This window comes from uncultured Sunxiuqinia sp. (assembly GCF_963974515.1).
Taxonomy (GTDB): domain Bacteria; phylum Bacteroidota; class Bacteroidia; order Bacteroidales; family Prolixibacteraceae; genus Sunxiuqinia.
The window spans coordinates 1-23,176 of record NZ_CAXBDD010000044.1 but is presented as its reverse complement, the minus strand read 5'-3'; the positions used below and the strand labels follow the sequence as shown (position 1 = coordinate 23,176).

The window sequence follows — 23,176 nt, the reverse complement described above, 5'->3', positions numbered from 1 at the left end:
AGCACACTATAAATGCGAACGTTGAACTCAAAAAAAAGGCGGTCTCCCCCGAGATCGCCTTCTATTCAATTTAGTTAACTATTTATACCCACTAATATGTCATACTCTCCATCAGGTTCAAGGTATCTTTCACCTGGTGCATGCGGGAGATTTCTTCATCCTCGACATTGATTTTAAAACCTTCTTCGAGATAATAAAGAAACAAGGCCCAATCAACCTGATCAAAATTCAGATCTTCATCAAAGGTCGCGTCCAGTTCTATTTCCTTTCTGGGCACACCTGTCTTCCTTAAAACTTTGTACAAAGTCCTTCTAATTGTCTTGTTTTCCATCGTGCTTCATTTTGTTTCATGTTCCTCTGTATCCCGGCTTAAAGGATACAAATACTCTGCAAATATAAAAAAATCGAACAAGTCATTAAACGATTCAAAGATTAAAAAGGTTTTGCATCATAAGAAAAATGACTATACTTAAATCTGCCGAATGTTATTGAAAAGGCTGTCAGCTCTCATTATCAGCTGTTAAGAGCCATTTTCCAGTCTTTTTTCACGCAACTGTAAACCTTTAGATCAATGAACTTTTTTTGATGTTTTTCTCCCTCACGCTCAATACCTTCAAGCTGAAAACCGAGCCGCTCCGGAATAGCCGAGCTTTTGTCGTTTCCCACCCCGCATCGGATCACGATCCGGTTTATGCCTAAATTGGAAAATGCATAATCGATCAGTGTTCTAGTTGACAGAAGGGCGATACCTTTTCCCGTCATACTTTCAATCAGCCAATAGCCAATTTCTGTTTTCAGGTTAATTCGATCGGTATCTTTGTACCCAATCAGGCCGGCAAAACAATTATCATACCAAATGACAAAGACGTCATCCCGCTCTTTGCCCGATTTGGAGGTAATTGACTGAATAAATGCTTCAGTGTCTTCCTGTGTTTCAGTATCCTGAACAAACGGGAGCCAGGGTTCCAGAAATGCGCGGTTGCGATCAATCGCCTGAAATACCTGAAAAGCATGCGAAAATCGTAGCTGCTCCAGTTCAATTTTTTGGTTTACAATCAGCCTTTCCATGAGAGCGTTAAGATACTTATTTTTATGAAATGTGTCTCCTCAGGCACTTAAATCCAGATTTCGCGACACACCTATTAATGATTATCTTTGCGAGTGTAACAGAACAAGCAGCAAAATAACAGACCGTTAGACTCAAATCAAAATGAAACAGATTGTATTGGGCTTTCTTATTGGAATTTTTTTTCTTCAGGTTTCGTGTGTTAACTCGCAGAGTAATCATGAAAGCAAGAACCTCGTAAAAATCGAAACCGAATTTGGAGACATCACTTTAAAGCTTTTTGATGAAACTCCTGTTCACCGCGACAATTTTATCAAGTTGGCTAGCGAAGGTTTTTTTGACGGATTGCTTTTTCACCGGGTGATTGAAGGTTTTATGATTCAGGGTGGCGACCCGGATTCGAAAAATGCCGAACCGGGAAAACGGTTGGGCGGAGGTGATCCGGGGTATACGCTTCCGGCTGAGATTGATTCATCGCTGTTCCATAAAAAAGGCGTATTAGCTGCTGCTCGCAGGGGAGGCCCTTCCAACCCGGAGAAGCGCTCTTCCGGTTCGCAGTTTTACATTGTGCAGGGCACTGTCTTTAGCCATGGCGCGTTGGACACTATGGAGATGAAGATGAATCAGCAAAGGCAGCGAACGCTAATGCAGCAATTCTTTAATCAGGCACAAGATGAATTGGGTCAATTGCAGCAGGCCGGAGATGAGGAGAAGTTAAATCTTCGGGTGGCTGAAATCAGGGAAATGGCCGACCAGAAAATCAGCCAAATGGCACCGTTGGAATTTTCGGCGGAGCGTCGCGAAGTCTACACCACAGTGGGGGGATATCCTTCACTCGACAATGAATACACCATTTTTGGCGAGGTAATTGAGGGATTGGACGTGTTAGACAAGCTTGCCGCGGTCGAAACCGACGAGTTTGACCGTCCGGTAAACGATATTAAAATGAATGTGAAAGTTTTGGATTGATGAAGCGAATAGGCTTAGTTATTATTTTTTTATTGAGTTTGAATGGAATTGCTATCGCTCAGCGCATTGTTGAAGTTAAAACGAACTTGGGAGCCATGCGGTTTGAGTTATACGACGATACGCCCAAACACCGCGATGCCTTTGTTAAACTCGCCAATGAGGGCTACTACGACGGTACTTTGTTCTACCGGGTCATCGAAAATTTTCTGATTCAGGGTGGCTCCAAATCCTCACGCAATGCCCCTCCTGGAAAACGTATTGGTTATGGTGATCCTGATCATACGGTTGACGACGAAATTTTGAGTCATTATTTTCATAAAAAAGGTGCCTTATGTGCTCCGCGCCAGCCGGACGAGGTGAATCCTTTTAAGCAATCCGATATCTCGCAGTTTTTCGTTGTGAAAGGACAGGTATTAACTTCAGGCTATCTTGACACCCTCGAACTGGCGGTGAACAGGCCAATTCGTAAAAAGATTACCAGCCAGATTTATACCCCGGAAGTTCAGGAGAAGTTGAAAAATCTGAAGGCAGAAAATCAAGCCGAGGAATTCAATAAACTTTTAAGACAAGTAAAAGAAGATATTGAATCACGCTACCAGCTCAACCGCGACGTGCTCGAATTTTCGGATGCTCAGCGCAAAGCTTACACCACAGTTGGCGGTTATCCGGACCTGGACGGAAAATACACCATTTTTGGGCAATGCATTTCGGGTTTTGAAGTGATTGACCGGATTGCTGCCCTGAAAACCGACGAAAACAACCGCCCCTTAAAGGATGTTACCATTGAAGTTAATGTGATTGAATGAAACAGCCAATCCCCATATTCGTTGCAATTTTTCTCAGTTTTCTGCTGGTCAGTTGTTCTGCTTCATCTGAAAAGGAACAGAAAGCGGAAGCAGAATCAAGTGAGAAGAAAGCGCAAGCGCCGGACGAGAGCAGCCAGTCGTTTGTTAATTTCATTCCATCCATCGTTAAAATAGAAAGCTTCGATCAAGGACGGTTCCTCGAAAGTGAAACCGCCTTTTTTGTTGGTGAGCAGGAAATTGTTTGCCGCCTTTCGATGCTGGATAATGCAACTGCCGCGAGAGTCACCCCATACGATGAAGAAAAAGCCTATGCCATTTCAGGCTACCTGGCAGTCGACCGAATCAACAACCTGGCGCTTTTAAAGGTGGAAGAAATTCAGCGCGAGCCCATTCCCTTGTATCCCGGAATTGTGCCTAATACGGCCAAAAGTATTTACCTGACCAAGCCGCAAAGCAATACGCTTCCTTTGCACACTGGGAAGGTGCTTGATTTCAGTACTGTTTCAGGAGTTAAGCTCTATCGTGTCGATAATCAGTTTCGATCCACCCTTTATGGTACGCCTGTGTTTGTTTCCAACCATCAATGTATCGGTTTGGGTTTTGCCGAAGTGGTATCGTATGAAAACCAAAATATGGTTATTCCATCAACTTACATTGTTGATTTGTTGGCTAAAAAATCCGATCAGCCGCAAAAGCTCGAAAACCTGCGTACCACAACCAGCCAGGCGGTGAGTGAAGCAAACAGGAAAATCAAGGGACTTAGCATTGAAACCGACCTGGGCAGTATTCAGATTCGTTTATTTGATGAAACGCCACAATACCGCGATAATTTTATCCGGCTGGTGCGCGAAAATTATTACGACAGCTTGCTGGTCCACCGGGTCATTAAGGGGTTCGGGATCCAGTCAGGTGCGGCCGATACCCGCTACGCCGGGCCCGAAGATGTGGTGGGGTGGAAAGGCCCGGGCTACACGCTGCCGGCGCATATTGTCCCGAAATTCTTCCACAAACGGGGCATGATTGGCTCGCCGCGCAAGCCCGACCGCGGCAACAGCAAGCGTCGATCCGATGGTTCGCAGTTTTACATTGTAACCGGGCGGGTATACTCCGACCGGGAGTTGGATGAAATTGAAGAGGAAACCGGACACCAATTTACGGCAGTGCAGCGCAGGGAATACAAAATTACAGGCGGCGCGCCACACATTGACGGGACCTACACCATTTTTGGCGAAGTGGTGAGTGGCATGGATGTGGCTGACCGGATTGTGAAGGTCGAAACCGATTCGGATTTTCGACCGCTCAAAGACATCCGGGTGAAAAAAATTACCATCCTCGAATAGTCTCCTGCATTTCCTGATACCAAGCCTAAGTTTTCCTCTGGAATCATTATCTTTGCCGATCTATTTCAACAGCAGATACGATGTTAGACAAAATTAAGCAGTTACAGGAAGAGATTGAAGCTTTGAGTGCTTCAAGCCAGGAGGAAGTGGAAGAGCTTCGCATTAAGTACATCAGTAAAAAGGGCTTGGTGAGCCAACTGTTTGCCGATTTTAAAACCGTTCCGGGCGAGCAGAAAAAAGCTGTTGGGCAAGCCATCAATGTATTGAAAAACAAAGCGCTCGATAAGATTAACGAGCTGAAGGAACGTTTTGAAAATGCAGATCAGGGAGCCGGTGGAACCGATTTGAGCCGCCCCGGCGAACCCATACGATTGGGAACCCGCCATCCGCTGGCGATTGTGCGAAACGAAATTGTTGAAATATTTGCCCGCTTAGGTTTTACCGTGGCTGAAGGCCCCGAAATAGAAGATGACTGGCATGTATTCTCTGCCCTGAATTTTCCGCCGGAACACCCGGCACGCGACATGCAGGATACGTTTTTTATTCAGAAAGATCCGGACGTGTTGTTACGTACGCACACTTCGAGCGTACAGGCGCGTGTCATGGAAAAGACGCAGCCGCCAATTCGGGCTATTTTCCCCGGACGTGTATTTCGTAACGAAGCCATTTCGGCCCGTGCACACTGCATCTTCCATCAAATTGAAGGTTTGTATGTGGACGAAAACGTGTCGTTTGCCGACCTGAAACAGACCTTGCTGTATTTCTCGCGCGAGTTGTTTGGCGAAAATACTCAGATTCGTTTGCGCCCTTCCTATTTTCCGTTTACCGAGCCTTCTGCCGAAATGGATGTGAGTTGCTCCATTTGCGGTGGAAAAGGTTGCAACGTGTGTAAATATACTGGTTGGCTTGAGATTTTGGGCTGCGGCATGGTCGATCCAAACGTGCTTGATTTGTGCGGAATCGACTCAAAAAAATATACCGGCTTTGCCTTCGGAATGGGGATCGAACGTATCACCATGCTGAAATACGGCATCAAAGACATCCGCCACTTCTTCGAAAACGATGTACGGTTCTTAAGACAGTTTGAGGGGACGTATTAATCGTCAATCACACCAGCAGCTCAAACAACTCTTCTACTTCTTCTACAAAATAATCGGGATTGAGCGCCCGAAGTTCTTCGCTGTTGCCAAAACCGTAACCTACGGCAATGGTGCTGATTTCATTTGCTTTTCCGCCAACCAGGTCGTATTTGGTGTCGCCAATCATCACTACATTTGCTGAAGGGGTGATTTGGTTGCGGTCCATCAGTTCGGTGATCAAGCCGGCTTTGGTATGCCGACCGCCGTCGCCAGCTCCCTGCGAATCAATCAGGTAACGGTCCAGCTCGAAATGCCGCAAAACGATGGAAACAAACTGATCTTTTTTCGAAGTGGCTACATAAAGCTGCTTTCCTTGTTGCAGCAATTCTTCAAGCAATTCGAGTATGCCAGGATACAATTCGCCTTCGTACAAGCCCCGCTGGCTGTAATACTCACGGAAAAGCCGAACTCCGAGAGCCACTTGTTTGTCATCGAAGCCCAGCACCTTTTTCAGTCCATCCTGAATGGGCGGGCCAATCAACTGATCAACAATTTCGGCTCCGTTCAGGTCAATGTTCATTTGGGTAAGCATGTAGTCGAGCGAATTGTGCAGTCCAAGCTTGGAGTTGATTAATGTTCCATCCAAGTCGAAAATCAGGTGTGAAAAATTGGTCATATGTGTTTCTTTTCGAGACAAAGTAAATGAAAATAATGAATCCGGACATTCGCTGGTCATAAGTTCAGCGGGAATAAAATTGACTTTTGTAAAATAAGCAAGAATGTCTTATCTTCATTACCAATTTTAACTGAACGTTTATGGAGCTTCTTTATCCGCCTTCAAAACCTCAAATCCCATGGCAGGGAACCGTATTGGGCATTATCGGGGTGGCCCAGATTTTATTTTCCATCTTGTTTCTTTTTATCGCTTTGTTTGGAATTGCTGTTGGGGGACTGTTTACCTCATTTGCGATTCCAGACCTTGGAGCAATGATTCCTTCGCTGGCGATTGGGGTTATTGTTCTTTTGATGTTGTTTATTGGCCTGCCGCTTTTCATTTTAAAAGTAGTGGTTACCATTGGTATTTTTAGAGGAAAGCGCTGGGCGGTGATCATAACTATCTTTTTTGCGGCACTTGGTTTTATCGCGAACATGGGCAATTTTAATTTCATCTGGCTGATTTTCTCCGCTGTCGAACTGGGTTTGGCCATTGTCTGTTTGAGCGACCCGTTTTACAACCAGTCCCGTTACATTCCCGACCAATCCTATCGGTCAAATTACTAGTCGACCGGCTCCTCATTAAATGATTGAGCCCTACAACCAAAGGCTCATCAAGTAAACCGTAAGAATAGAAACCATGCCTTGAAAAAAGGTTGCCACTGTATGCGTTTTGTAGCCGGTTGCAACCGACATTTTGCTGAATTGGGTGACCACCCAAAAAAAGCTGTCGTTGGCATGCGAAATGGTCATGGCGCCGGCGCCAATAGCCATGACGGTTAGCGCCTTCCCCGTTGCAGAATCTAAACCAAGCCCGGGAAGCAAAGGTGCAATCAGGGCCGAAGTGGCCACCAGCGAAACCGTTGATGAACCCTGGGCGGTTTTCAGTGTTGCTGCAATAATAAAGGGTAGGAAAATCCCCATCTGATAATCGGACAGCAGTGTTCCCAACGAATCGCCAATGTGTGTGGCTTTTAGCATCGCACCAAAAGCCCCGCCCGCTCCTGTAATAATTAGGATGGAAGCGGAAGCCTGAATGCCTTCGCCCACCCATCTTGTTAGTTTTCCCGGCCCATTTCCTTTCAGCAATAAAAATGAAGCGAACAGGCCCAAAAAAAGCGCATTGACCGGATCGCCCATAAAGTTGATGAGCTGGTAGCCGGTACTTGTTTCATTGTTCGTTACTAAAAGCACAATGGAACGCGCAGCAATCAGCAAGATGGGAAGAAAAATCGGAAGAGTCGACAAAAAGGCTGACGGCAGCTGGCGGCGGTTTGCATCTATTTCCGGCTGTAGCTCCCGATCCTCTTCGCTTTGGTAGTGTTTTCCGGCGTAGCTGGCCCAAAAGTAACCGGTCATCATGGCGATAGCCGATACCAACAGCCCCAAAAGGATAACCATGCCCAGTTGCTTGTCAATGCCCAGGTTACCGGCTGCAGCGATGGGGCCGGGCGTGGGAGGGACCAATGTGTGGGTAGCATACAGGCCGGTGGATAAAGCGATGCTCATGGCAACGGCCGACTTACCTGTTTTCTGGATAAGCGACTTTTTCAGCGAGGACAAAATCACAAAAGCCGAATCGCAAAATACCGGGATCGAAACAATGTAGCCAATGATTCCCATGGCCAGCGCGGGGTATTTTTTTCCGATCAGGCGGATAACCAGTTCAGCCAGCTTAATGGCGGCTCCCGATCTTTCCAGTATGGTGCCGATGATGGTTCCGAGGATAATAACAATGCCGATATAGGCCATAATGCTTCCAAATCCATCGGTAATGATCTTCACAATTTCCATGGCAGGCATACCCGCCATGAAACCCACGCCGTAGGTAGCCAGCAGCAAAACCAAAAAGGGGTGCATCTTTAGTTTGGTGGTACCCAAAATGATAAAAAGTACCGCCACAAATAATGCTCCGAGTAAGATGAAATGCTGATTCATATGCTTGGTTAGAGGTTTAAAGGTGTCCTTAATTGCGCAGTGAATCCAAACCTGGGCGCTCCTTATTGTTTTCGAAATAACTTTTTGAAAAAATCTTCGACTCGGTCCACCGGTTCTATTTGGATTTTGAATTTGCTACGATCCAATCCTTTGCCGGCTTTAGGGATAAAGATTTTCTGCATACCCAACTTCTCAGCTTCAGCAATGCGTTGCTCCAGTCGGTTTACCGCGCGGATTTCGCCCGACAAGCCCACTTCGCCGGTAAAGCATAGTTTGTTGTCAACGGCCAGGTCGAAATTGGACGAAAGGATGGCGGTGATCACTGCCAAATCGATAGCCGGATCGTCCACTTTCAAACCGCCGGCAATATTGAGGAATACGTCTTTGGTGGCTAGTTTAAAACCAGCGCGTTTCTCCAATACGGCCAGCAGCATGTTCAGGCGGCGCAGGTCAAAGCCCGTGGATGAACGTTGCGGGGTTCCGTAGGCAGCGGTACTCACCAGCGACTGAATTTCAATCATGAGCGGGCGGTTACCCTCAATGGCGCCTGAAATGGCGGTGCCACTCAGGCCTTCGTGGTCTTTGTTGATGAGCAGTTCCGACGGGTTGCTCACTTCGCGCATGCCCTCATTATTCATCTCAAAAATACCCAGCTCCGAAGTGGAGCCAAAACGATTTTTGATGGAACGCAGGATCCGGTAGAGGTATTGGTTTTCGCCTTCGAACTGCAAGACTGTGTCCACCATGTGCTCCAGCACTTTGGGGCCGGCCAGGCTTCCTTCTTTGGTAATGTGACCAATTAGGATGGCCGGAATCTGGCGCTCTTTGGAGAATTTAAGAATACCGTTGGTGCATTCCCTGATTTGACTGACTGATCCGGGCGATGACTCGATGTAAGCCGTTGAAACAGTTTGGATGGAGTCGATAATCAGCACTTCCGGTTCCAGGTGTTCGCAGTGTGTGAGTATATTTTCGAGCGATGTTTCGCTTAGAAAGTAGCAGTTGTCATTCTCCCGTTTCAGGCGGTTGGCGCGTATTTTTATTTGCTGAATGCTTTCTTCGCCCGACACATACAAAATTCTCTTGGATTTCAAATCAAGGGCCACCTGAAGCACAAGCGTCGATTTTCCGATGCCGGGTTCGCCACCCACCAGCACAAGCGATCCCGGAACTAAGCCACCACCCAAAACGCGATTCAACTCCTTGTTGTGGCAGTCGATCCGTTGAATTTGTTCGGCGCTCACCTCGGTCAGTTTTTGAGGTTTGGCGCCACTGGCTGTCCGCGAGCTCAACGGACTTTTGGTTTCTTTGACCACTGCTTCTTCAACATAGGTATTCCACTCGCCACAGTTGGTGCATCGGCCTACCCATTTGGGTGACTGGCTGCCACAGTTTTGGCAAGTATAAACGGTTTTTACTTTGGCCATGTCAGAGGTTTTTTATTTTTTCAATTAAGGCTGAAGTGGAAATTCCTTTGGTCATTTCGATGGTTTCAACCCTTCCACCGCGTGCCAGTACGAGATCAAAACCAGCGATTTCTTCTATAGCGTATTCGCTTCCTTTCACGAGCACGTCGGGCTGAATGGCTTTGATTAAGTTGTAGGGCGTTTCTTCGTCGAATAACACGACGGCATCAACCATTTGCATAGCGGCGATTAATGTGGCTCGCGATTGTTCATCCATCAAGGGGCGGTTTGCTCCTTTGAGTCGATTCACTGATGGGTCGGTGTTGAGGCCAACAATGAGTTTGTTGCCTAGTTGGGCGGCCTTCATGAGGGAGTCAACATGCCCGCGATGCAGCAAATCGAAACAGCCATTGGTAAAGACCAGCTTGTAGTTGCTTGTTTTCCATGCTTTCAGCTTTTCAAAAAAAGCCTCAAAAGAGGGGTAGATTTTCCGGGAAATGTCGTTCATGATTTAGCTGAAGCTTATTCAGTAAAAATAAGAAAACCCCAAGGCTAAAAAAAGCCCCGGGGTTTTAAATATGATTTCAAACCGGTTTAAACGATTTTATTTGTTTCAATATCCGGAAATACCAAGCTGGGCTTGAATGTTTTAGCTTCTTCAAAATCCATGGTGGCATACGAAATAATAATTACCACGTCGCCTACAGCTACTTTTCTTGCAGCAGGCCCGTTTAGGCAAATCACGCCCGAATTGCGCTCCCCTTTTATGACGTAGGTTTCCAGCCGCTCTCCATTGTTGATATTCACCACCTGAACTTTTTCATTTTCAATCAGGTTGGCAGCATCCATCAAATCCTCATCAATCGTAATACTTCCAACGTATTGCAGGTTCGCCTCGGTAACACTTACCTTATGTATTTTCGATTTACAAACTTCAATAAACATGTTGTAACTTTTTTATTCAAATACAATATTGTCAATTAGCCTGACCTCACCACAATGAACAGCTATGCAACCGACTTTGTTTAGTGGGCTTTCCCAGCTGGTTATTGGGTTAAGATTCTCATCATCAGTTATTTCAAAATATTCTGTTTCCAGAAAACGATTTTGATCAATCGTGTCAACGACCCACTTTTTAAGGTCTTTTACGCTCATCTCTCCGGCTTTGTTCCGTGCGACTGACAGCGTTTGGTAAATGTGCGTCGCATTACTGCGTTGCTCATTGTTCAGCCGTTGGTTGCGCGAACTCATGGCCAGTCCATCTTTTTCACGCATGGTTGGGCAAGCCACAATTTCGACCGGTAAATTTAAGTGTTTTACCAGAGCTTTTATAATAACTAACTGCTGAAAATCTTTCAGTCCGAAAAAAGCTTTGTCTGGCTTCACCATAACAAACAGTTTACTAACAACTTGTGCTACACCATTGAAATGTCCGGGCCTAAAATGTCCTTCCATTACTCGTTCCAGCATGCCAAAGTTGAACTGGCGGGTGTCTTGTTCGGGGTACATGGTTTCCACTTCGGGCGCAAATACCAGCTGGCAGGATGTGTTATCCAACAAGTCAAGATCCTGATCCAGTGTTCTCGGATAATTAATTAAATCTTTTTTATCATTGAACTGAGTAGGATTCACGAAGATGCTAACTACGACATAGTCAGTCTGTTGTCCGGCGCTTTCAACGAGTGATATGTGCCCCGGATGCAAAGCTCCCATGGTGGGTACAAAACCAATGGTTTTTCCCTCTTTCCTCTTCTGCTCAATCAGTTTTTGTAATTCTGTTATTTCCTTTATTACCAGCATGCAGGACAAAAATTAGAGGTGCAAAGTAAATAAATAATTCAAAACAAACGGCAGTCCGACTTCTTAAGTTTTTTTAAGACACCCGTAACTGCCTAAAATTGAATATTCGCGATATTTTTACTAATTTTGCATATTCAAATTCAGCTATTTTTCAATGGAAAAGAAAAGAGTATTATTTATCTCTCAGGAAATTACACCTTACCTTCCAGAATCAGAAATGTCGGTCAAGTCGAGGTTTTTACCTCAGGGCATCCAAGAGAAAGGCCGTGAGATCAGAACGTTTATGCCACGGTATGGTAATGTGAATGAACGCCGAAATCAATTGCATGAGGTGATTCGCTTATCCGGGATGAACCTGGTGATAAACGATGCTGATCATCCGTTAATCATCAAGGTGGCTTCTATTCAGGCTGCCCGTATGCAAGTTTATTTTATTGACAATGAAGATTATTTCCATCGAAAGGAGATTTTGAGAGATAAAAAGGGAAAGGAATTTGAAGATAATGATGAACGTGCCGTATTTTTTGCACGGGGAGTGTTGGAAACGGTGAATAAACTTCGCTGGGCTCCTGATTTGATTCATTGTCATGGTTGGTTAGCCTCACTTGTTCCACTTTATATCAAAAGGGCGTATCGTAATGACCCTTTATTTGCCAATTCAAAAGTGATTTATTCGGTATACAATGAAAACTTTAAAAGTTCGTTGAGTCCTAATACAATGCGTAATGCAATGTTGGAAGGTGTTACTGAAGATGATTTAAAGCTTCTGAAGGACCCGAGCTATGAAAATATGAGTAAAATCGCGATTGAATACGCCGATGCTGTCATTCAAGGCAGCGAGCAGATTAATCCGGATTTGGCGGCATATATTCAGGCCAAAGAAAAATTATTTTTAAATTACCAGTCAGAAGAAACTTACATTGATGCCTACAACGATTTGTACGACAAGGTGATGTAAGGTGTGAATGGACTAAAAAAACAATGTTTACGTGAAAAGGAAACTAGAAAAATCAGGGAAACTAGCGATAGTTTTTGCCTTTTTGGCATTTATTCTGTGGAATTGTAAAGAAGATCCGAACAGTACCGGAATGGAATTGCTGCCGGGATCAGATTTGAAAGAAGTAGGACTGTCGACTGAGAAAGAGTCGATTGCGGCTTATACTGAAATTGATGGACCACTCAAGACCGACGAACCAAATTTCAATTTATTTGGGACATTTAACGATCCGGTGTTTGGGAAAACGACCGCTGATTTAGCTTTTCATGTTCGCCTGGCTGCCTATCCGAATTTTGATGAAACCACTCAGCTTGATTCATTGGTATTATACCTGCTTTATAAAGAAATGTATGGTGATACCACTACCATGCAGTCGCTGAAAGTTTATGAGTTGGTTGAAGATATTTTTATCGATACAACTAATGCCAGCGGGACAGGCGACTATCCCTATTACCAGGATGCGGATTTAAAAGCTTTGGCCAGTTCAACACCAATTGGCCACTTGGATTATTATCCGGTTTTCCGTCTGGATTCGACCGAAACCGACACCCTGATTCAGGAACTGGCGATCAAACTGGACAACAGTGTGGCAGAACGCTTGATTCAGGCTGATTCGCTGGATATGGTTAACAATGATGCTTTTGTGAATTTTTTCAAGGGGCTGTACGTCGAATCGCAGGATATAGCCAGCGGTGGTGCCTTGATGAGTTTATACACCCTGGCAACTGGTTCAAATCTGACTTTGCATTACACCAAGGTGACGGACACTTTGGTCACTGATTCACTTCAATTTGTTTACCGAATCAATGCCAATTCTGCCAGAATTTCTACCTTCCGGCATGATTATTCAACCACGGAATTTGCAGATCAGCTGGTGGAACATCCCGAGTCGCCCGACAGTTTAATCTACCTCCAAACCATGGGTGGATTGCGGGCAAAAATCGATATTCCCACTTTGGATAATTGGAGAGATTCTGTTGCTTCAGGCGAGAATGATATTATCATTAACAAGGCTGCATTGGTCTTTCAGGTTGACACGGTGGCATCTGATTACCGCCAATACCGGATTCCGGCTGCATTGATTCTTACCGGGATTGATGAAGAAGGAGAGGAATATCTGCCAGCTGATTTTTCCTTGTCATCCAGTCTGTATGGAGGAAGGTACAATTCTGCTGATGCGACTTACACGTTTAATATCACCCATCATTTGCAGAATATAATTAATGAGAAGGTGGAGAACAACGGATTTTACCTGGGTCCTTCCTTTCGGAATGAAAAAGCACGACGGGTAGTTCTAAAGGGTGCGTCCAGTCATGCCGGAATTCGCCTGGAAGTGACTTATACCAAATTAGACTAACGCGAACAGTCCGTTTCACTAAAAAATCAGCATCATATTATGTGCGGAATAGTAGGCTATATCGGAGATAAAAATGTATATCCAATCCTGCTGAAAGGATTGCAAAGACTAGAATACCGGGGATATGATTCCGCCGGTATTGCTATTTATAACAGCTCCCTGAACGTATACAAGCGAAAGGGGAAAGTGAGTGAACTGGAGGCTTTTGTGGCCGATAAAAACATACAGGGGCACTTGGGCATAGGTCATACCCGTTGGGCAACACATGGTGAGCCAAACGACGCTAATGCGCATCCGCATCAGTCCATGCATGGTAATTTTGTGCTGGTTCACAACGGCATTATTGAGAATTATGCCCGCTTGAAAAAAGATTTGACGGCCAAAGGTTTTGATTTTCAGTCGGACACGGATACCGAAGTGCTGGCCAACCTGGTGGAATACTTCTACCTGATGGACGAGGTTGAAGACGCTGAAACAGCTGTTCGTCTGGCACTTTCGAAAGTGGTTGGTGCCTACGGAATTGTGGTGATTTGTAAGGCCGAGCGCGACCGGATGATCGCCGCCCGTATGGGTAGTCCGTTGGTCATAGGCATAGGGCAGGGCGAATATTTTCTGGCTTCGGATGCCAGCCCGATAGTGGAATATACCGATAGTGTGATTTATTTGAATGATGGCGATGTGGCAATCGTGGAGAAAAATAGCCTGACCCTGAAAACGGTACAAAACATTCCGGCCAACTTCAAGATCACGAAAGTCGATCTGAGTATTGGTGATTTGGATAAAGGAGATTTTGAACACTTCATGCTGAAGGAGATCTTCGAGCAGCCCAAGACGATTTCTGACACTTATCGCGGACGAATCAGGCCCAACCAGAACGATATTGTGCTGGGGGGATTGATCGATGTTTTCCCAAAAATTGTTGCTGCCAACCGGATCATCATTATTGGATGCGGAACATCATGGCATGCCGCCTTGGTTGCTGAATACCTGATTGAAGAATATGCCCGCGTGCCAGTTGAGGTTGAGTATGCTTCGGAATTTCGTTACCGGAAACCGATCATCCGTGAGGGTGATGTGGTGATTGCCATAAGTCAGAGTGGCGAAACAGCCGACACGCTGGCTGCCCTGAAGATGGCCAAATCAAAAGGCGCTTTAATTTTGGGGATCTGCAACGTCGTTGGTTCGAGCATTGCCCGAGAAACCGATGCCGGTGTTTACACCCATGCCGGCACTGAAATTGGCGTGGCATCAACGAAAGCGTTTACAGCCCAGGTTACGGTTCTAACCTTACTGGCGTTCAAACTGGCTAAGGAGCGGGGCGAAATTGACCAAGAGTTTTACGAAATGCTGATTGGTGAACTGCTGGCTATCCCGGAAAAACTGGAGACCATTTTGGTGGGCCATCCGTACATTAAGACGGTAGCCGAGAAATATAAAGATGCAGTCAATGCACTTTATTTGGGACGGGGATACTTGTTCCCTGTTGCCTTGGAAGGGGCGCTCAAGCTCAAGGAAATCTCATACATTCATGCTGAAGGTTATGCTGCCGGCGAAATGAAGCACGGGCCCATTGCACTGGTTGACGACAATCTCCCGGTAGTGGTCGTATCGGCCAAAGACAGCTATTACGAGAAAGTGGTCAGCAACATTCAGGAAGTGAAAGCCCGCAAGGGAAATATTATTGCGGTGGTAACAGAAGGCGATAACGGGCTGCGAAAAATGGCCGATGATCTGTTTGAAGTACCTGAGTCGCACCCCGCAGTAGCTGCCCTGTTAACGGTGGTTCCGCTCCAGTTGTTTGCGTATTACATTGCGGTGGGGCGCGGATGCGATGTGGACCAACCCCGAAACCTGGCCAAATCAGTTACCGTGGAGTAGACCCCTGAGGCGAAGCTTGTCTATTTCGTCGTTAAAAGAGCCCCTCAGTCTGCAAAACAAACTGAAATTTGTATGTTTGTACGGATGTTGAAAACATGAAAAAAATCTTTCCCATACTTTTTTTTGCCTACCTTGGATACTTGGTTTTCACCACCTCGTGTGCCAACCCCGGAATGCCAACTGGTGGTGCCAAGGACTCCATTCCTCCAGTGGTGGTAAGGACAATTCCTGATTTTAACGGGCGAAATTTTAACGGAACGGAGGTTAGCCTTACCTTCGATGAATTTGTGATCAGTGATCAGCTGAGGGAAGCTCTGGTAGTTTCTCCTCCTCTTGCAAAACGGCCGATGATCCGGACAAAATCAAAGACACTGATTATTGATTTAGGCGATGAGCTTAAAGAGAATCAAACCTATTCGCTCGACTTTAAGGATGCCATTGCTGATAATAACGAGAAAAATCCCCTGGAGGATTTTCGATTCTCGTTCAGTACCGGGCCTGACTTTGACAGCCTGATGATTGGAGGCTATGTGAAAGATGCCAAGAATCTGGAGCCGATTGAGGGAGCAGTGGTTATGCTTCACTCCATGCAGGAGGTGGAGGCTTTTAAGGATAGCATACCGGACTACATCGCCACAACCGATAAAGAAGGTTTTTATGTGATCAGCAACATTGCTCATGGAACCTACCGCCTGTATGCGCTGCGTGATGCTGACAACACCATGACCTATAACCAGGCGTTGGAGCAAATCGCTTTTCATGATTCCCTGGTTATTCCGCAGGATTTAACCTTGCCCGACTACGAGTCAGAACTCAACTCAGAAGATACTGTCAGTATCAAGGAGAAACGGAGAGATGCCTTGGAAACACCCTTCTTTTTGATGCTTTTTGAAGAAGATTTCTTCGATCAGTACCTCGATGATTACAAGCGTGAACGAGCAAATTTGGTTCGGTTCTATTTTTCGGAATCCGTATCCGACTCGTTTCAGATTGAGTTGCTACAGCCAACACCAGTAGTCGATGACTGGAGTATCCTTGAATACAATGCCACGAGCGACTCGCTGATGCTGTGGGTAACCGATACGGTGTTAATGAGTTCGGATACGCTGCAAATGAAGCTGAGTTATCAGGTTGCCGACAGCCTTCAAAACCTCGTGATGACCAGTGACACCCTGGATTTGGTCTATACAAAGCCTGAAGTGACGGGCAGGCGGCGGGCAAAAAAAGAGAACGAGGATCAACCCGAACCCATTCCGCATATTGCCTTCAAACACAATTTGAAAAGCAAAGGCTTCGATGTTTACCGCGATATTTCGCTGGAAGCACCGGAGCCTCTGAAATCTTTTGACTTGGCCATGGTCAGTTTGTACCAGAAAGTGGACACGCTGGAAGAAGCACGCACGTTTGAACTATGGCAGGACTCCTTGTCGGCACGAAAGTATTATATCCGTTATCCCTGGGAGTTTGAAGAGGAATACCGACTTCAGGTCGATTCCGCTGCTGCCTATAATTACTCCGGACATCCAAATAACATGCTTAATCAGCGGTTCGGGATTCAGGAAGAAAGCTATTACGCGAAAATCATTTTAAACATTAGTGGATTGGTTGACTACGGCATCGTACAGCTTTTGGAAAATACCGAAAATGAAAAAGTATTGCAGCAACTCCGAATTGCTGAAGACAGTGAAATTGAGTTTCCGTTTTTGAAACCGGATAAATATAAGATCCGCCTGATTTTAGATAGGAATAACAATGGCGTATGGGATACAGGAGATTTGGATGAAGACATTCAGCCCGAGCAGGTCATGTATTTCCCAAAGATTCTCAAGCTTCGCTCTAATTTTGAGGTTCGGGAAGCCTGGGTGCTACCGATGATTCAATACGAGAAGGAATTAATTGATGAAGACAAGGAGAAAGAGGATGCTAAGAATAAAAGGAATAATACCCAATCACAACGGGCGGGTTCCCGCGGTTTTTAGCCTGCTTTTTCTTTTGGTCGTTTTTCTGTATCCATCGGACACAATTGCGCAAAAAGGAGCCAATCAGGCATTCTTGCCCGGCGAAAAACTTACCTATGGAGCCTACTATAACTGGCATTTCATCTGGGTTAACTCTGGTGAAGTGGTCTTTACAGCCGACACCACTCGGCACGCTTCACAAACGAAATGGAATTTTAGAGCCATAGGCAGAAGTTTTAAGGCGTACGACCTGTTTTATTCTGTGCGCGATACTTTCGTGAGCCGGGTGATCTACGAAGGGCTTAAACCGGATTACTTTATCCGACGTGTGAACCACGCCAAAAGTTCGACCATACATGAATATACGTTTGATGATGCACAGCATAAGATTTATTCGTATGTCAAGCGCGAGAAGGGAGACCCATTTCGTGACACACTGATGTGGAAAGACAATACGGCAGACATGTTGAGCACCGTGTACCAGTTTCGAGCCTACGATTTTGATCGCCTGAAAAAAAGGGAGAGAGTTAATTTTCGCATGCTGGTTGATAACAAGACAGAAGATTTGTACTTTCGTTACCTCGGGCAGGAAGAAGTGAAAACGCGTAACGGGCGGGAGTTTCGATGCCACCATGTGTTGATTACGTTACTGGGTGGTGATTTTTTTCCTGATGGCGAATACATGAATGTGTGGTTCACTGCTGACCAAAATCGCATACCGGTGAAAGTGGAAACGAAAATACTGGTAGGATCGGTCAGCGCCATTCTAACCGACTTGGAACACATTAAATATCCATTAACTTCTGAAATAAACTAATTATGGCAAGCATTCGGGATCTTAAGAAAGACGTTGATTACTTGGTATCAATGGTCGTGGTTGACTGTTTTCAGTACGCCAATTATTTTGAAAATGCTGACAAGGAAGCAGCCTATAAAATTGTACAGAATATCATGGGCAAGCATGCTGATCTACGGAGACGCATCAATCATCCCGATGGAAAAGACAACCCAAAACTTGTGAAAAAACACTACCGGAAAATTGGCGAAGATTTGCTGGCGGTGTGCGATGAAGCTTATGCTGAACTCGCGCATCTGGTTGAAGAATAGGATTAGTTATCTTTTCCAACTAACTGCAAGGTTTTGTCCGCAATCACTTGCCCGTCAAGGAATGTGATTAAACGCCATGGCCCCAGCTTGTCTTCGAGTGGTTCCCAGATGCAGTCGCCCAAAAAGAAGCTGTAGTCGTTGCTGTTAATGTAGTATTCGCCGGTAAAATCCGGCGCAATATTGCCCTGCTCATCTTTAAAGGGCGGATGAATGATTCGAAATTCGAGTTTTTTCCCTTTTCCTTTTCGAATTTTCAGCAGATAGCCAAATTCGGTTCCGATTTCGGCCCGAATGAAATGGGTGATCTCCAATATTTTTGGAAGTTCACGGCTTGTTCGATCCCATTTCGTGTATTGACCATAACTGTGCAGGATTATATCGACTTTTTTCTTTACCAACGGTATGTTAAATTTTTAGTTCTCCCAATTAAGAATAATTCCAAATAAAAAACAGTTTTTATATTTGCGTGCTGAAATGATGCGCTTACGCAAATATATAAAACTATTCATTCTTCTCGTTTTGCCGGTCTACCTGGTTCTACTGGGTAACTCCATGAGCAATATGCACCTGCATGTGCTCTCAAACGGCATGGTTGTAAAGCACGCGCATCCCTTTGATCGTGAGGCAGACAGCCAAGAGCATCATTCGCACTCCGACGCGGAAACCTGCTATTACCAAGCGTTTTTCCTGGATTTTTTCGACACGTCCGAACCAATACAGCAGCTTATTTCAGACCTCTCAGCATCCGAGATGATCGTGCCGTCCATGGTGCTTAATTATTCTTTTCAACATGCTAATCCGAATTACCTTCGCGGTCCTCCCAACTCATAACTTTTCAGGGGAATTATCTTGTTTTATGTCAATAATTCGATTTTTAGGCCGTCGAAATACCAATTAGTAGGGATTGCCGAATCAGCCATTTGAAGATAATTTTGACCCCTAAAGAATTCAACCCGAATAATCACTGGAAATCTTTCTGATTCCTGAGGGAATTGAAAGAACAAAAAACCGCATCAACTCACTATGAAGAAGTTAATTTTTTTGGCGCTAGTGATACTTATTGACGCCATGGCTTATGCCAAAGATGTACCAAAAGAAAAGTTGGAAGATACCATGTTATTTGGCGATGTACGTTCCGGAGACGAGCACATTCCATTTGCTACGATTGTGATCGAAGGAACCACGATGGGAACTGCCGCTGATGCCACCGGGCACTACAAGCTGATGGGAATTCCTGAAGGCACACAGCAGGTTGTGGTTTCAGCAGTGGGTTTTCAGCCCCGTTCCTACGATCTGAATTTCAAGATTGGCGAAGCTGTAACCCTGTTGGCCGAGCTGGAGACTGATGACATTGGCTTGGAGCAGGTGGTGGTTTCCGCCGACCGGAGTGAGAAATCGCGTCGTGAGGCTTCCACCATTATCAGCACCATCAGCCCAAAGTTGCTTGAAAGCACCCAAAGCGTGACTTTGAGCGAAGGACTGAGTTTTACGCCCGGCCTGCGTATGGAGAACAATTGTCAGAATTGCGGTTTCACACAGGTGCGCATGAATGGACTAGAAGGGCCTTATTCACAAATCCTGATTAACAGCCGGCCGGTGTTTAGTGGCCTGGCGGGAGTGTATGGGCTGGAACTGATTCCGGCCAACATGATTGACCGCGTCGAAGTGGTTCGTGGCGGAGGTTCGGCCTTGTTTGGCAGCAACGCCATAGCGGGCACCATTAATCTGATCACCAAGGAGCCGGTACAGGATATTTACAGCATCAACAGCTCCATTGCAGTTATTGGTAATCATGGCGATACCGATTTCAATTTGAGTATGAATGGATCGATCGTGAGCGAAGACTACCGCTCGGGCATGAGCTTTTATGGATTCAAACGCCAGCGCGAGCCGTATGATGCCAACGATGATGGCTTTTCGGAAATGTCGACCATTGAGAACGGTACATTTGGCGCCAGCTTTTTCAAGCGGATGGGGCTTCGTTCAAAAGTAAACCTCGACTATTTCTTTATCAATGAGTCGCGCCGGGGAGGAAATGATTTTGATGTGCCCAACCACCAGGCCGATATTTCCGAAGCGGTGGACCACGAGATCAACTCGGTGAACCTGACTTTCGACCAGTTTATGCGCGATCACGATAAGCTCAGCTTTTTCGCGGCCATGCAACATGTTGACAGAGGATCGTACTATGGTGCCGAGAAGGACTTGTCTGCCTACGGGCATACCAAAGATTTGGCGTATTCGCTGGGTTCGCAGTACCATCGCGATATTGATCAGTTTTTGTTTTCGCCGTCGGAGCTGGTGATGGGCCTGGAGATGACGAGCGACGACCTGACTGACCAGAAGCTGGGATATCTCGATTTGGAGACCATGGAACATGTTGGTACCACCACCATTACCGACCAATCGGTGAAGACCTACGGTTTTTTTGCGCAAAACGAGTGGGTAACTGAAAGGTGGCGTTTGTCATTTGGATTCCGGGTCGAGCATTATGCCATTACCGACCAGGCCGATTCGAATGGTGACATTTCCGGAAATGTGTTCAGCCCACGGGCCAGCGTGTTGTACAACCTGTCGGAGCAGGTGCAGCTGCGTTCGAGCTTTGCCCAAGGCTATCGTGCGCCGCAAATTTTCGACGAGGATTTGCACATCGAAACTTCAGGCGCTCGCCGGGTGATCCATGAGAATGCCCCCAATCTGGAGCAGGAGAACTCGCACAGCGCTACTTTTTCGGTCGACATCTCCCAAGCCTTTGGGCGCTGGCAAACCCAACTGTTGGCCGAAGGCTTTTTTACTGCCCTCGAAAATCCATTCACCAACGAATACGGCACAGCCGACGAGAACGGGCAGGTGGTGTACACGCGCACGAATGCCGAGGATGGTGCAAAGGTGCAAGGTGTCAACCTGGAGTTCAATGCTTCGCCTGGAATCCGCTGGATGCTGCAATCGGGCTTTACCGTCCAACAAAGCAAGTACGAAAGTCCTCAGGAATTTAACGAACGTCGCTTTTTTCGTACGCCAAACAGCTACGGTTACCTGGCGTTGAGCTACTCGCCTACGGCATCGTTTAAAGCTTCGGTTACCGGAAATTATACTGGAAAAATGCTGGTTCCGTACTTCGGAAATACTCTGGCCAACCCGGAAGTAGGACATTTGAATAAGGTGGATCCGTTTTTCGACCTGGGACTGAAAATAAGCCAAGACTTCGAGCTGTCGAATGATTTGTCGCTGCAACTCTATGCTGGTGTGAAAAATTTGTTCGATGCCTACCAGGATGATTTCGATGATGGCATTGACCGCGACCCCGGCTATATTTATGGCCCGCTTTCGCCCCGCACCATCTACTTCGGAATCAAACTGGGGAATATCTTTTAAAGCCTACGCTTCACCCCTTTCAATATTTGACCGCCCACAAAATAATACTAATTTTGTGGGCGTTGTTTATAGAGCTATAAATCTGGAAGTATGGGCGATTCGGAAATGAATAAAAAGAAGAAATTTTCACTGGGAAGCACCGATAAGGAAAGACGCAATAATTTGATTGTGATTTTTCTGGCGGTCATCTTAATTGTTGTCGTGGTGCTGTTTTTTATGCAGCGTGGCGAGCACAAGCAAATTATGCAGTCGTTGAATGCCGAGAAAGACTCCATCCAGGTAGAACTGAACGAGATCATTCAAAGTTACGATAGCCTGAAAACGGATAACGACACGGTCAACTCCCAACTGTTTATCGCTCAAACCAAAGTGAAAGACCTGATGCTGGAAATTGGCCAAGTAAAAAAAGCCAGCTATGCACAAATTGAGCAGTACCGCGAAGAGGTGGGATCGCTGCGACGCATTATGCGGAATTATATTGTGCAGGTCGATTCGCTGAACCGAAGAAATCAACAGTTGATGGAGGAAAACGCCCAGGTGAAACAGGAATACGCTCAGATTGAAACCCAAAATGTGCAGTTGGAAAAAGAAAAGGAACGCTTGTCGCAGCGGGTTGAAAAGGCGGCTACGCTGGAAGCTCAGGGGCTGACTGCTTTTGGAATTAACTCCCGGGGGAATGATGTCAGTAACAGCGATAAAGCCGAGAAAATACAAGTCAACTTCACCTTGGGAAAAAACATCACTGCCCAGCGCGGAGCCAAAAATATTTATGTCCGCATCCAGCGGCCCGATCAGATTCTGCTGCTCAAGTCGAAGAACGATCTGTTCCCGTTCGAAGACCTGCGCATTCCGTACTCGGCCATGCGCGAAGTAACATACGAGGGCAACGATTTGCCGGTAAACATTTTCTGGGACAATACAGGCGAGCCTCCCCTGATTCCGGGTGAATACACGGTCGATATTTTTGCTGATGGCAACAACATCGGAACCACCACTTTTTCGTTTAAAAAGTAAGCGTAAACGATTGATTTGCCCCTGAAGGTTGATTGGTCGACTGCCGTATAGGCCCAATCTTTTTAACTTATGATTTATGAAGCAATTTTACCTGACCATTCTGGTCTTTTTCATTGGGCTTAGCCAGGGGGTTGCACAAAGCTTAAAAGGGATTATTACCGATGATCAAAAACGAGGGATTGAAGGAGCCTACATCCTCCATATCCCAACCGGCAACCACATGCACAGCAGCCTGACTGGCGACTTTGTTTTTATTGGCGTAAAGCCGGGAGATACGCTTCAGGTTAGTCATCTGGGTTATCAAACACAACAGGTGGTTCTTGAGGATTTAACAAGTGAACTGATTGTTCGGATGAAGCAGGTTTTTGTTTC

General features: G+C 45.9%; 24 protein-coding genes. 15 read left to right on the top strand and 9 right to left on the bottom strand.

The annotated features are described in order from the left end of the window. Window positions 1-91: 91 nt before the first annotated feature. Together AAC033_RS11045 and AAC033_RS11040 are read right to left on the bottom strand one after the other, a co-directional pair. Window positions 92-331: an acyl carrier protein gene (locus AAC033_RS11045; protein ID WP_339738023.1), complete on the bottom strand. Its 240-nt coding sequence runs from the start codon at window positions 329-331 to the stop codon at window positions 92-94. A gap of 182 nt (window positions 332-513) precedes the next feature. Next, on the bottom strand, window positions 514-1,068 hold the full coding sequence (locus AAC033_RS11040) for a GNAT family protein (protein WP_339738021.1): 555 nt from the start codon (window positions 1,066-1,068) through the stop codon (window positions 514-516). Between the two features lie 142 nt (window positions 1,069-1,210). Here AAC033_RS11040 and AAC033_RS11035 point away from each other — a divergent pair, with 142 nt between their 5' ends. The 4 genes from AAC033_RS11035 to pheS all read left to right on the top strand — a co-directional run bounded on the left by AAC033_RS11035 (window position 1,211) and on the right by pheS (window position 5,281). Continuing rightward, entirely contained in the window at window positions 1,211-2,035 is an 825-nt protein-coding gene (locus AAC033_RS11035; RefSeq protein WP_339738020.1) for a peptidylprolyl isomerase, read from the top strand. Next, a complete protein-coding gene (locus AAC033_RS11030; RefSeq protein ID WP_339738018.1) occupies window positions 2,035-2,841 on the top strand; it encodes a peptidylprolyl isomerase in 807 nt (268 codons plus the stop codon). The genes AAC033_RS11035 and AAC033_RS11030 overlap by 1 nt, the downstream gene beginning before the upstream one ends. Next, on the top strand, window positions 2,838-4,181 hold the full coding sequence (locus AAC033_RS11025; protein WP_339738016.1) for a peptidylprolyl isomerase: 1,344 nt from the start codon (window positions 2,838-2,840) through the stop codon (window positions 4,179-4,181). Before AAC033_RS11030 ends, AAC033_RS11025 begins: the two co-directional genes overlap by 4 nt. 80 nt (window positions 4,182-4,261) lie before the next feature. After that, window positions 4,262-5,281 (top strand): phenylalanine--tRNA ligase subunit alpha, encoded by a 1,020-nt coding sequence (gene pheS, locus AAC033_RS11020; RefSeq protein WP_339738014.1) that lies wholly within the window; start codon window positions 4,262-4,264, stop codon window positions 5,279-5,281. Between the two features lie 7 nt (window positions 5,282-5,288). Here pheS and AAC033_RS11015 read toward each other — a convergent pair whose 3' ends face one another. Continuing rightward, window positions 5,289-5,936 carry an HAD hydrolase-like protein gene (locus tag AAC033_RS11015; protein ID WP_339738012.1) on the bottom strand — a complete coding sequence of 216 codons (648 nt, stop codon included), beginning with the start codon at window positions 5,934-5,936 and terminating at the stop codon, window positions 5,289-5,291. Window positions 5,937-6,076: 140 nt separating this feature from the next. Between AAC033_RS11015 and AAC033_RS11010 the strand changes: the two genes are divergently transcribed. Continuing rightward, window positions 6,077-6,541, top strand: coding sequence for a hypothetical protein (locus AAC033_RS11010; protein WP_339738010.1), 465 nt, complete (start codon window positions 6,077-6,079; stop codon window positions 6,539-6,541). 30 nt (window positions 6,542-6,571) lie between these two features. Here AAC033_RS11010 and AAC033_RS11005 read toward each other — a convergent pair whose 3' ends face one another. The 5 genes from AAC033_RS11005 to panC form a co-directional block, all read right to left on the bottom strand. Then, window positions 6,572-7,912: a GntP family permease gene (locus tag AAC033_RS11005; protein ID WP_339738008.1), complete on the bottom strand. Its 1,341-nt coding sequence runs from the start codon at window positions 7,910-7,912 to the stop codon at window positions 6,572-6,574. Window positions 7,913-7,974: 62 nt separating this feature from the next. Further along, entirely contained in the window at window positions 7,975-9,339 is a 1,365-nt protein-coding gene (gene radA / locus AAC033_RS11000) for a DNA repair protein RadA (RefSeq protein WP_339738006.1), read from the bottom strand. A gap of 1 nt (window position 9,340) precedes the next feature. Beyond that, window positions 9,341-9,826, bottom strand: a complete 486-nt coding sequence (rfaE2, locus tag AAC033_RS10995; protein ID WP_339738004.1) for a D-glycero-beta-D-manno-heptose 1-phosphate adenylyltransferase — start codon at window positions 9,824-9,826, stop codon at window positions 9,341-9,343. Between the two features lie 86 nt (window positions 9,827-9,912). Further along, entirely contained in the window at window positions 9,913-10,263 is a 351-nt protein-coding gene (gene panD, locus AAC033_RS10990) for an aspartate 1-decarboxylase (RefSeq protein ID WP_053187038.1), read from the bottom strand. A 12-nt stretch (window positions 10,264-10,275) separates the two neighbouring features. Beyond that, a complete protein-coding gene (panC, locus tag AAC033_RS10985) occupies window positions 10,276-11,118 on the bottom strand; it encodes a pantoate--beta-alanine ligase (protein WP_339738000.1) in 843 nt (280 codons plus the stop codon). A 154-nt stretch (window positions 11,119-11,272) separates the two neighbouring features. Between panC and AAC033_RS10980 the strand changes: the two genes are divergently transcribed. The 6 genes from AAC033_RS10980 to AAC033_RS10955 all read left to right on the top strand — a co-directional run bounded on the left by AAC033_RS10980 (window position 11,273) and on the right by AAC033_RS10955 (window position 18,415). Then, window positions 11,273-12,076, top strand: coding sequence for a glycogen/starch synthase (locus AAC033_RS10980; RefSeq protein WP_339737998.1), 804 nt, complete (start codon window positions 11,273-11,275; stop codon window positions 12,074-12,076). A 31-nt stretch (window positions 12,077-12,107) separates the two neighbouring features. Further along, on the top strand, window positions 12,108-13,472 hold the full coding sequence (locus tag AAC033_RS10975; RefSeq protein ID WP_339737996.1) for a DUF4270 domain-containing protein: 1,365 nt from the start codon (window positions 12,108-12,110) through the stop codon (window positions 13,470-13,472). A gap of 39 nt (window positions 13,473-13,511) precedes the next feature. Further along, window positions 13,512-15,350 (top strand): glutamine--fructose-6-phosphate transaminase (isomerizing), encoded by a 1,839-nt coding sequence (glmS, locus tag AAC033_RS10970; protein WP_339737994.1) that lies wholly within the window; start codon window positions 13,512-13,514, stop codon window positions 15,348-15,350. A gap of 95 nt (window positions 15,351-15,445) precedes the next feature. After that, window positions 15,446-17,329 carry an Ig-like domain-containing protein gene (locus tag AAC033_RS10965; RefSeq protein ID WP_339737992.1) on the top strand — a complete coding sequence of 628 codons (1,884 nt, stop codon included), beginning with the start codon at window positions 15,446-15,448 and terminating at the stop codon, window positions 17,327-17,329. Then, window positions 17,271-18,125, top strand: a complete 855-nt coding sequence (locus AAC033_RS10960) for a DUF3108 domain-containing protein (RefSeq protein WP_339737990.1) — start codon at window positions 17,271-17,273, stop codon at window positions 18,123-18,125. The genes AAC033_RS10965 and AAC033_RS10960 overlap by 59 nt, the downstream gene beginning before the upstream one ends. Before the next feature lie 2 nt (window positions 18,126-18,127). Next, window positions 18,128-18,415 carry a hypothetical protein gene (locus tag AAC033_RS10955; protein ID WP_339737988.1) on the top strand — a complete coding sequence of 96 codons (288 nt, stop codon included), beginning with the start codon at window positions 18,128-18,130 and terminating at the stop codon, window positions 18,413-18,415. A gap of 2 nt (window positions 18,416-18,417) precedes the next feature. Here the strand turns inward: AAC033_RS10955 and AAC033_RS10950 are convergent, their stop codons facing one another. Further along, entirely contained in the window at window positions 18,418-18,813 is a 396-nt protein-coding gene (locus AAC033_RS10950; protein ID WP_339737987.1) for a DUF3859 domain-containing protein, read from the bottom strand. Window positions 18,814-18,889: 76 nt separating this feature from the next. Between AAC033_RS10950 and AAC033_RS10945 the strand changes: the two genes are divergently transcribed. The 4 genes from AAC033_RS10945 to AAC033_RS10930 form a co-directional block, all read left to right on the top strand. Continuing rightward, window positions 18,890-19,246, top strand: coding sequence for a hypothetical protein (locus AAC033_RS10945; RefSeq protein ID WP_339737986.1), 357 nt, complete (start codon window positions 18,890-18,892; stop codon window positions 19,244-19,246). Window positions 19,247-19,438: 192 nt separating this feature from the next. Next, window positions 19,439-21,790: a TonB-dependent receptor gene (locus AAC033_RS10940; RefSeq protein WP_339737985.1), complete on the top strand. Its 2,352-nt coding sequence runs from the start codon at window positions 19,439-19,441 to the stop codon at window positions 21,788-21,790. Window positions 21,791-21,880: 90 nt separating this feature from the next. Beyond that, the gene (locus AAC033_RS10935) at window positions 21,881-22,804 is read left to right on the top strand and encodes a hypothetical protein (protein ID WP_339737983.1); all 924 of its coding nucleotides are present in this window, start codon (window positions 21,881-21,883) and stop codon (window positions 22,802-22,804) included. Between the two features lie 76 nt (window positions 22,805-22,880). Further along, window positions 22,881-23,176: carboxypeptidase-like regulatory domain-containing protein (locus AAC033_RS10930; protein ID WP_339737981.1), on the top strand; the 296-nt coding region annotated here is incomplete at its 3' end.

Coding starts and splice junctions, on each gene's coding strand:
- AAC033_RS11045 (WP_339738023.1), bottom strand. CDS start 331: ATGGAAAACAAGACAATTAGAAGGACTTTGTACAAAGTTTTAAGGAAG.
- AAC033_RS11040 (WP_339738021.1), bottom strand. CDS start 1,068: ATGGAAAGGCTGATTGTAAACCAAAAAATTGAACTGGAGCAGCTACGA.
- AAC033_RS11035 (WP_339738020.1), top strand. CDS start 1,211: ATGAAACAGATTGTATTGGGCTTTCTTATTGGAATTTTTTTTCTTCAG.
- AAC033_RS11030 (WP_339738018.1), top strand. CDS start 2,035: ATGAAGCGAATAGGCTTAGTTATTATTTTTTTATTGAGTTTGAATGGA.
- AAC033_RS11025 (WP_339738016.1), top strand. CDS start 2,838: ATGAAACAGCCAATCCCCATATTCGTTGCAATTTTTCTCAGTTTTCTG.
- pheS (WP_339738014.1), top strand. CDS start 4,262: ATGTTAGACAAAATTAAGCAGTTACAGGAAGAGATTGAAGCTTTGAGT.
- AAC033_RS11015 (WP_339738012.1), bottom strand. CDS start 5,936: ATGACCAATTTTTCACACCTGATTTTCGACTTGGATGGAACATTAATC.
- AAC033_RS11010 (WP_339738010.1), top strand. CDS start 6,077: ATGGAGCTTCTTTATCCGCCTTCAAAACCTCAAATCCCATGGCAGGGA.
- AAC033_RS11005 (WP_339738008.1), bottom strand. CDS start 7,912: ATGAATCAGCATTTCATCTTACTCGGAGCATTATTTGTGGCGGTACTT.
- radA (WP_339738006.1), bottom strand. CDS start 9,339: ATGGCCAAAGTAAAAACCGTTTATACTTGCCAAAACTGTGGCAGCCAG.
- rfaE2 (WP_339738004.1), bottom strand. CDS start 9,826: ATGAACGACATTTCCCGGAAAATCTACCCCTCTTTTGAGGCTTTTTTT.
- panD (WP_053187038.1), bottom strand. CDS start 10,263: ATGTTTATTGAAGTTTGTAAATCGAAAATACATAAGGTAAGTGTTACC.
- panC (WP_339738000.1), bottom strand. CDS start 11,118: ATGCTGGTAATAAAGGAAATAACAGAATTACAAAAACTGATTGAGCAG.
- AAC033_RS10980 (WP_339737998.1), top strand. CDS start 11,273: ATGGAAAAGAAAAGAGTATTATTTATCTCTCAGGAAATTACACCTTAC.
- glmS (WP_339737994.1), top strand. CDS start 13,512: ATGTGCGGAATAGTAGGCTATATCGGAGATAAAAATGTATATCCAATC.
- AAC033_RS10965 (WP_339737992.1), top strand. CDS start 15,446: ATGAAAAAAATCTTTCCCATACTTTTTTTTGCCTACCTTGGATACTTG.
- AAC033_RS10960 (WP_339737990.1), top strand. CDS start 17,271: ATGCTAAGAATAAAAGGAATAATACCCAATCACAACGGGCGGGTTCCC.
- AAC033_RS10955 (WP_339737988.1), top strand. CDS start 18,128: ATGGCAAGCATTCGGGATCTTAAGAAAGACGTTGATTACTTGGTATCA.
- AAC033_RS10945 (WP_339737986.1), top strand. CDS start 18,890: ATGATGCGCTTACGCAAATATATAAAACTATTCATTCTTCTCGTTTTG.
- AAC033_RS10940 (WP_339737985.1), top strand. CDS start 19,439: ATGAAGAAGTTAATTTTTTTGGCGCTAGTGATACTTATTGACGCCATG.
- AAC033_RS10935 (WP_339737983.1), top strand. CDS start 21,881: ATGGGCGATTCGGAAATGAATAAAAAGAAGAAATTTTCACTGGGAAGC.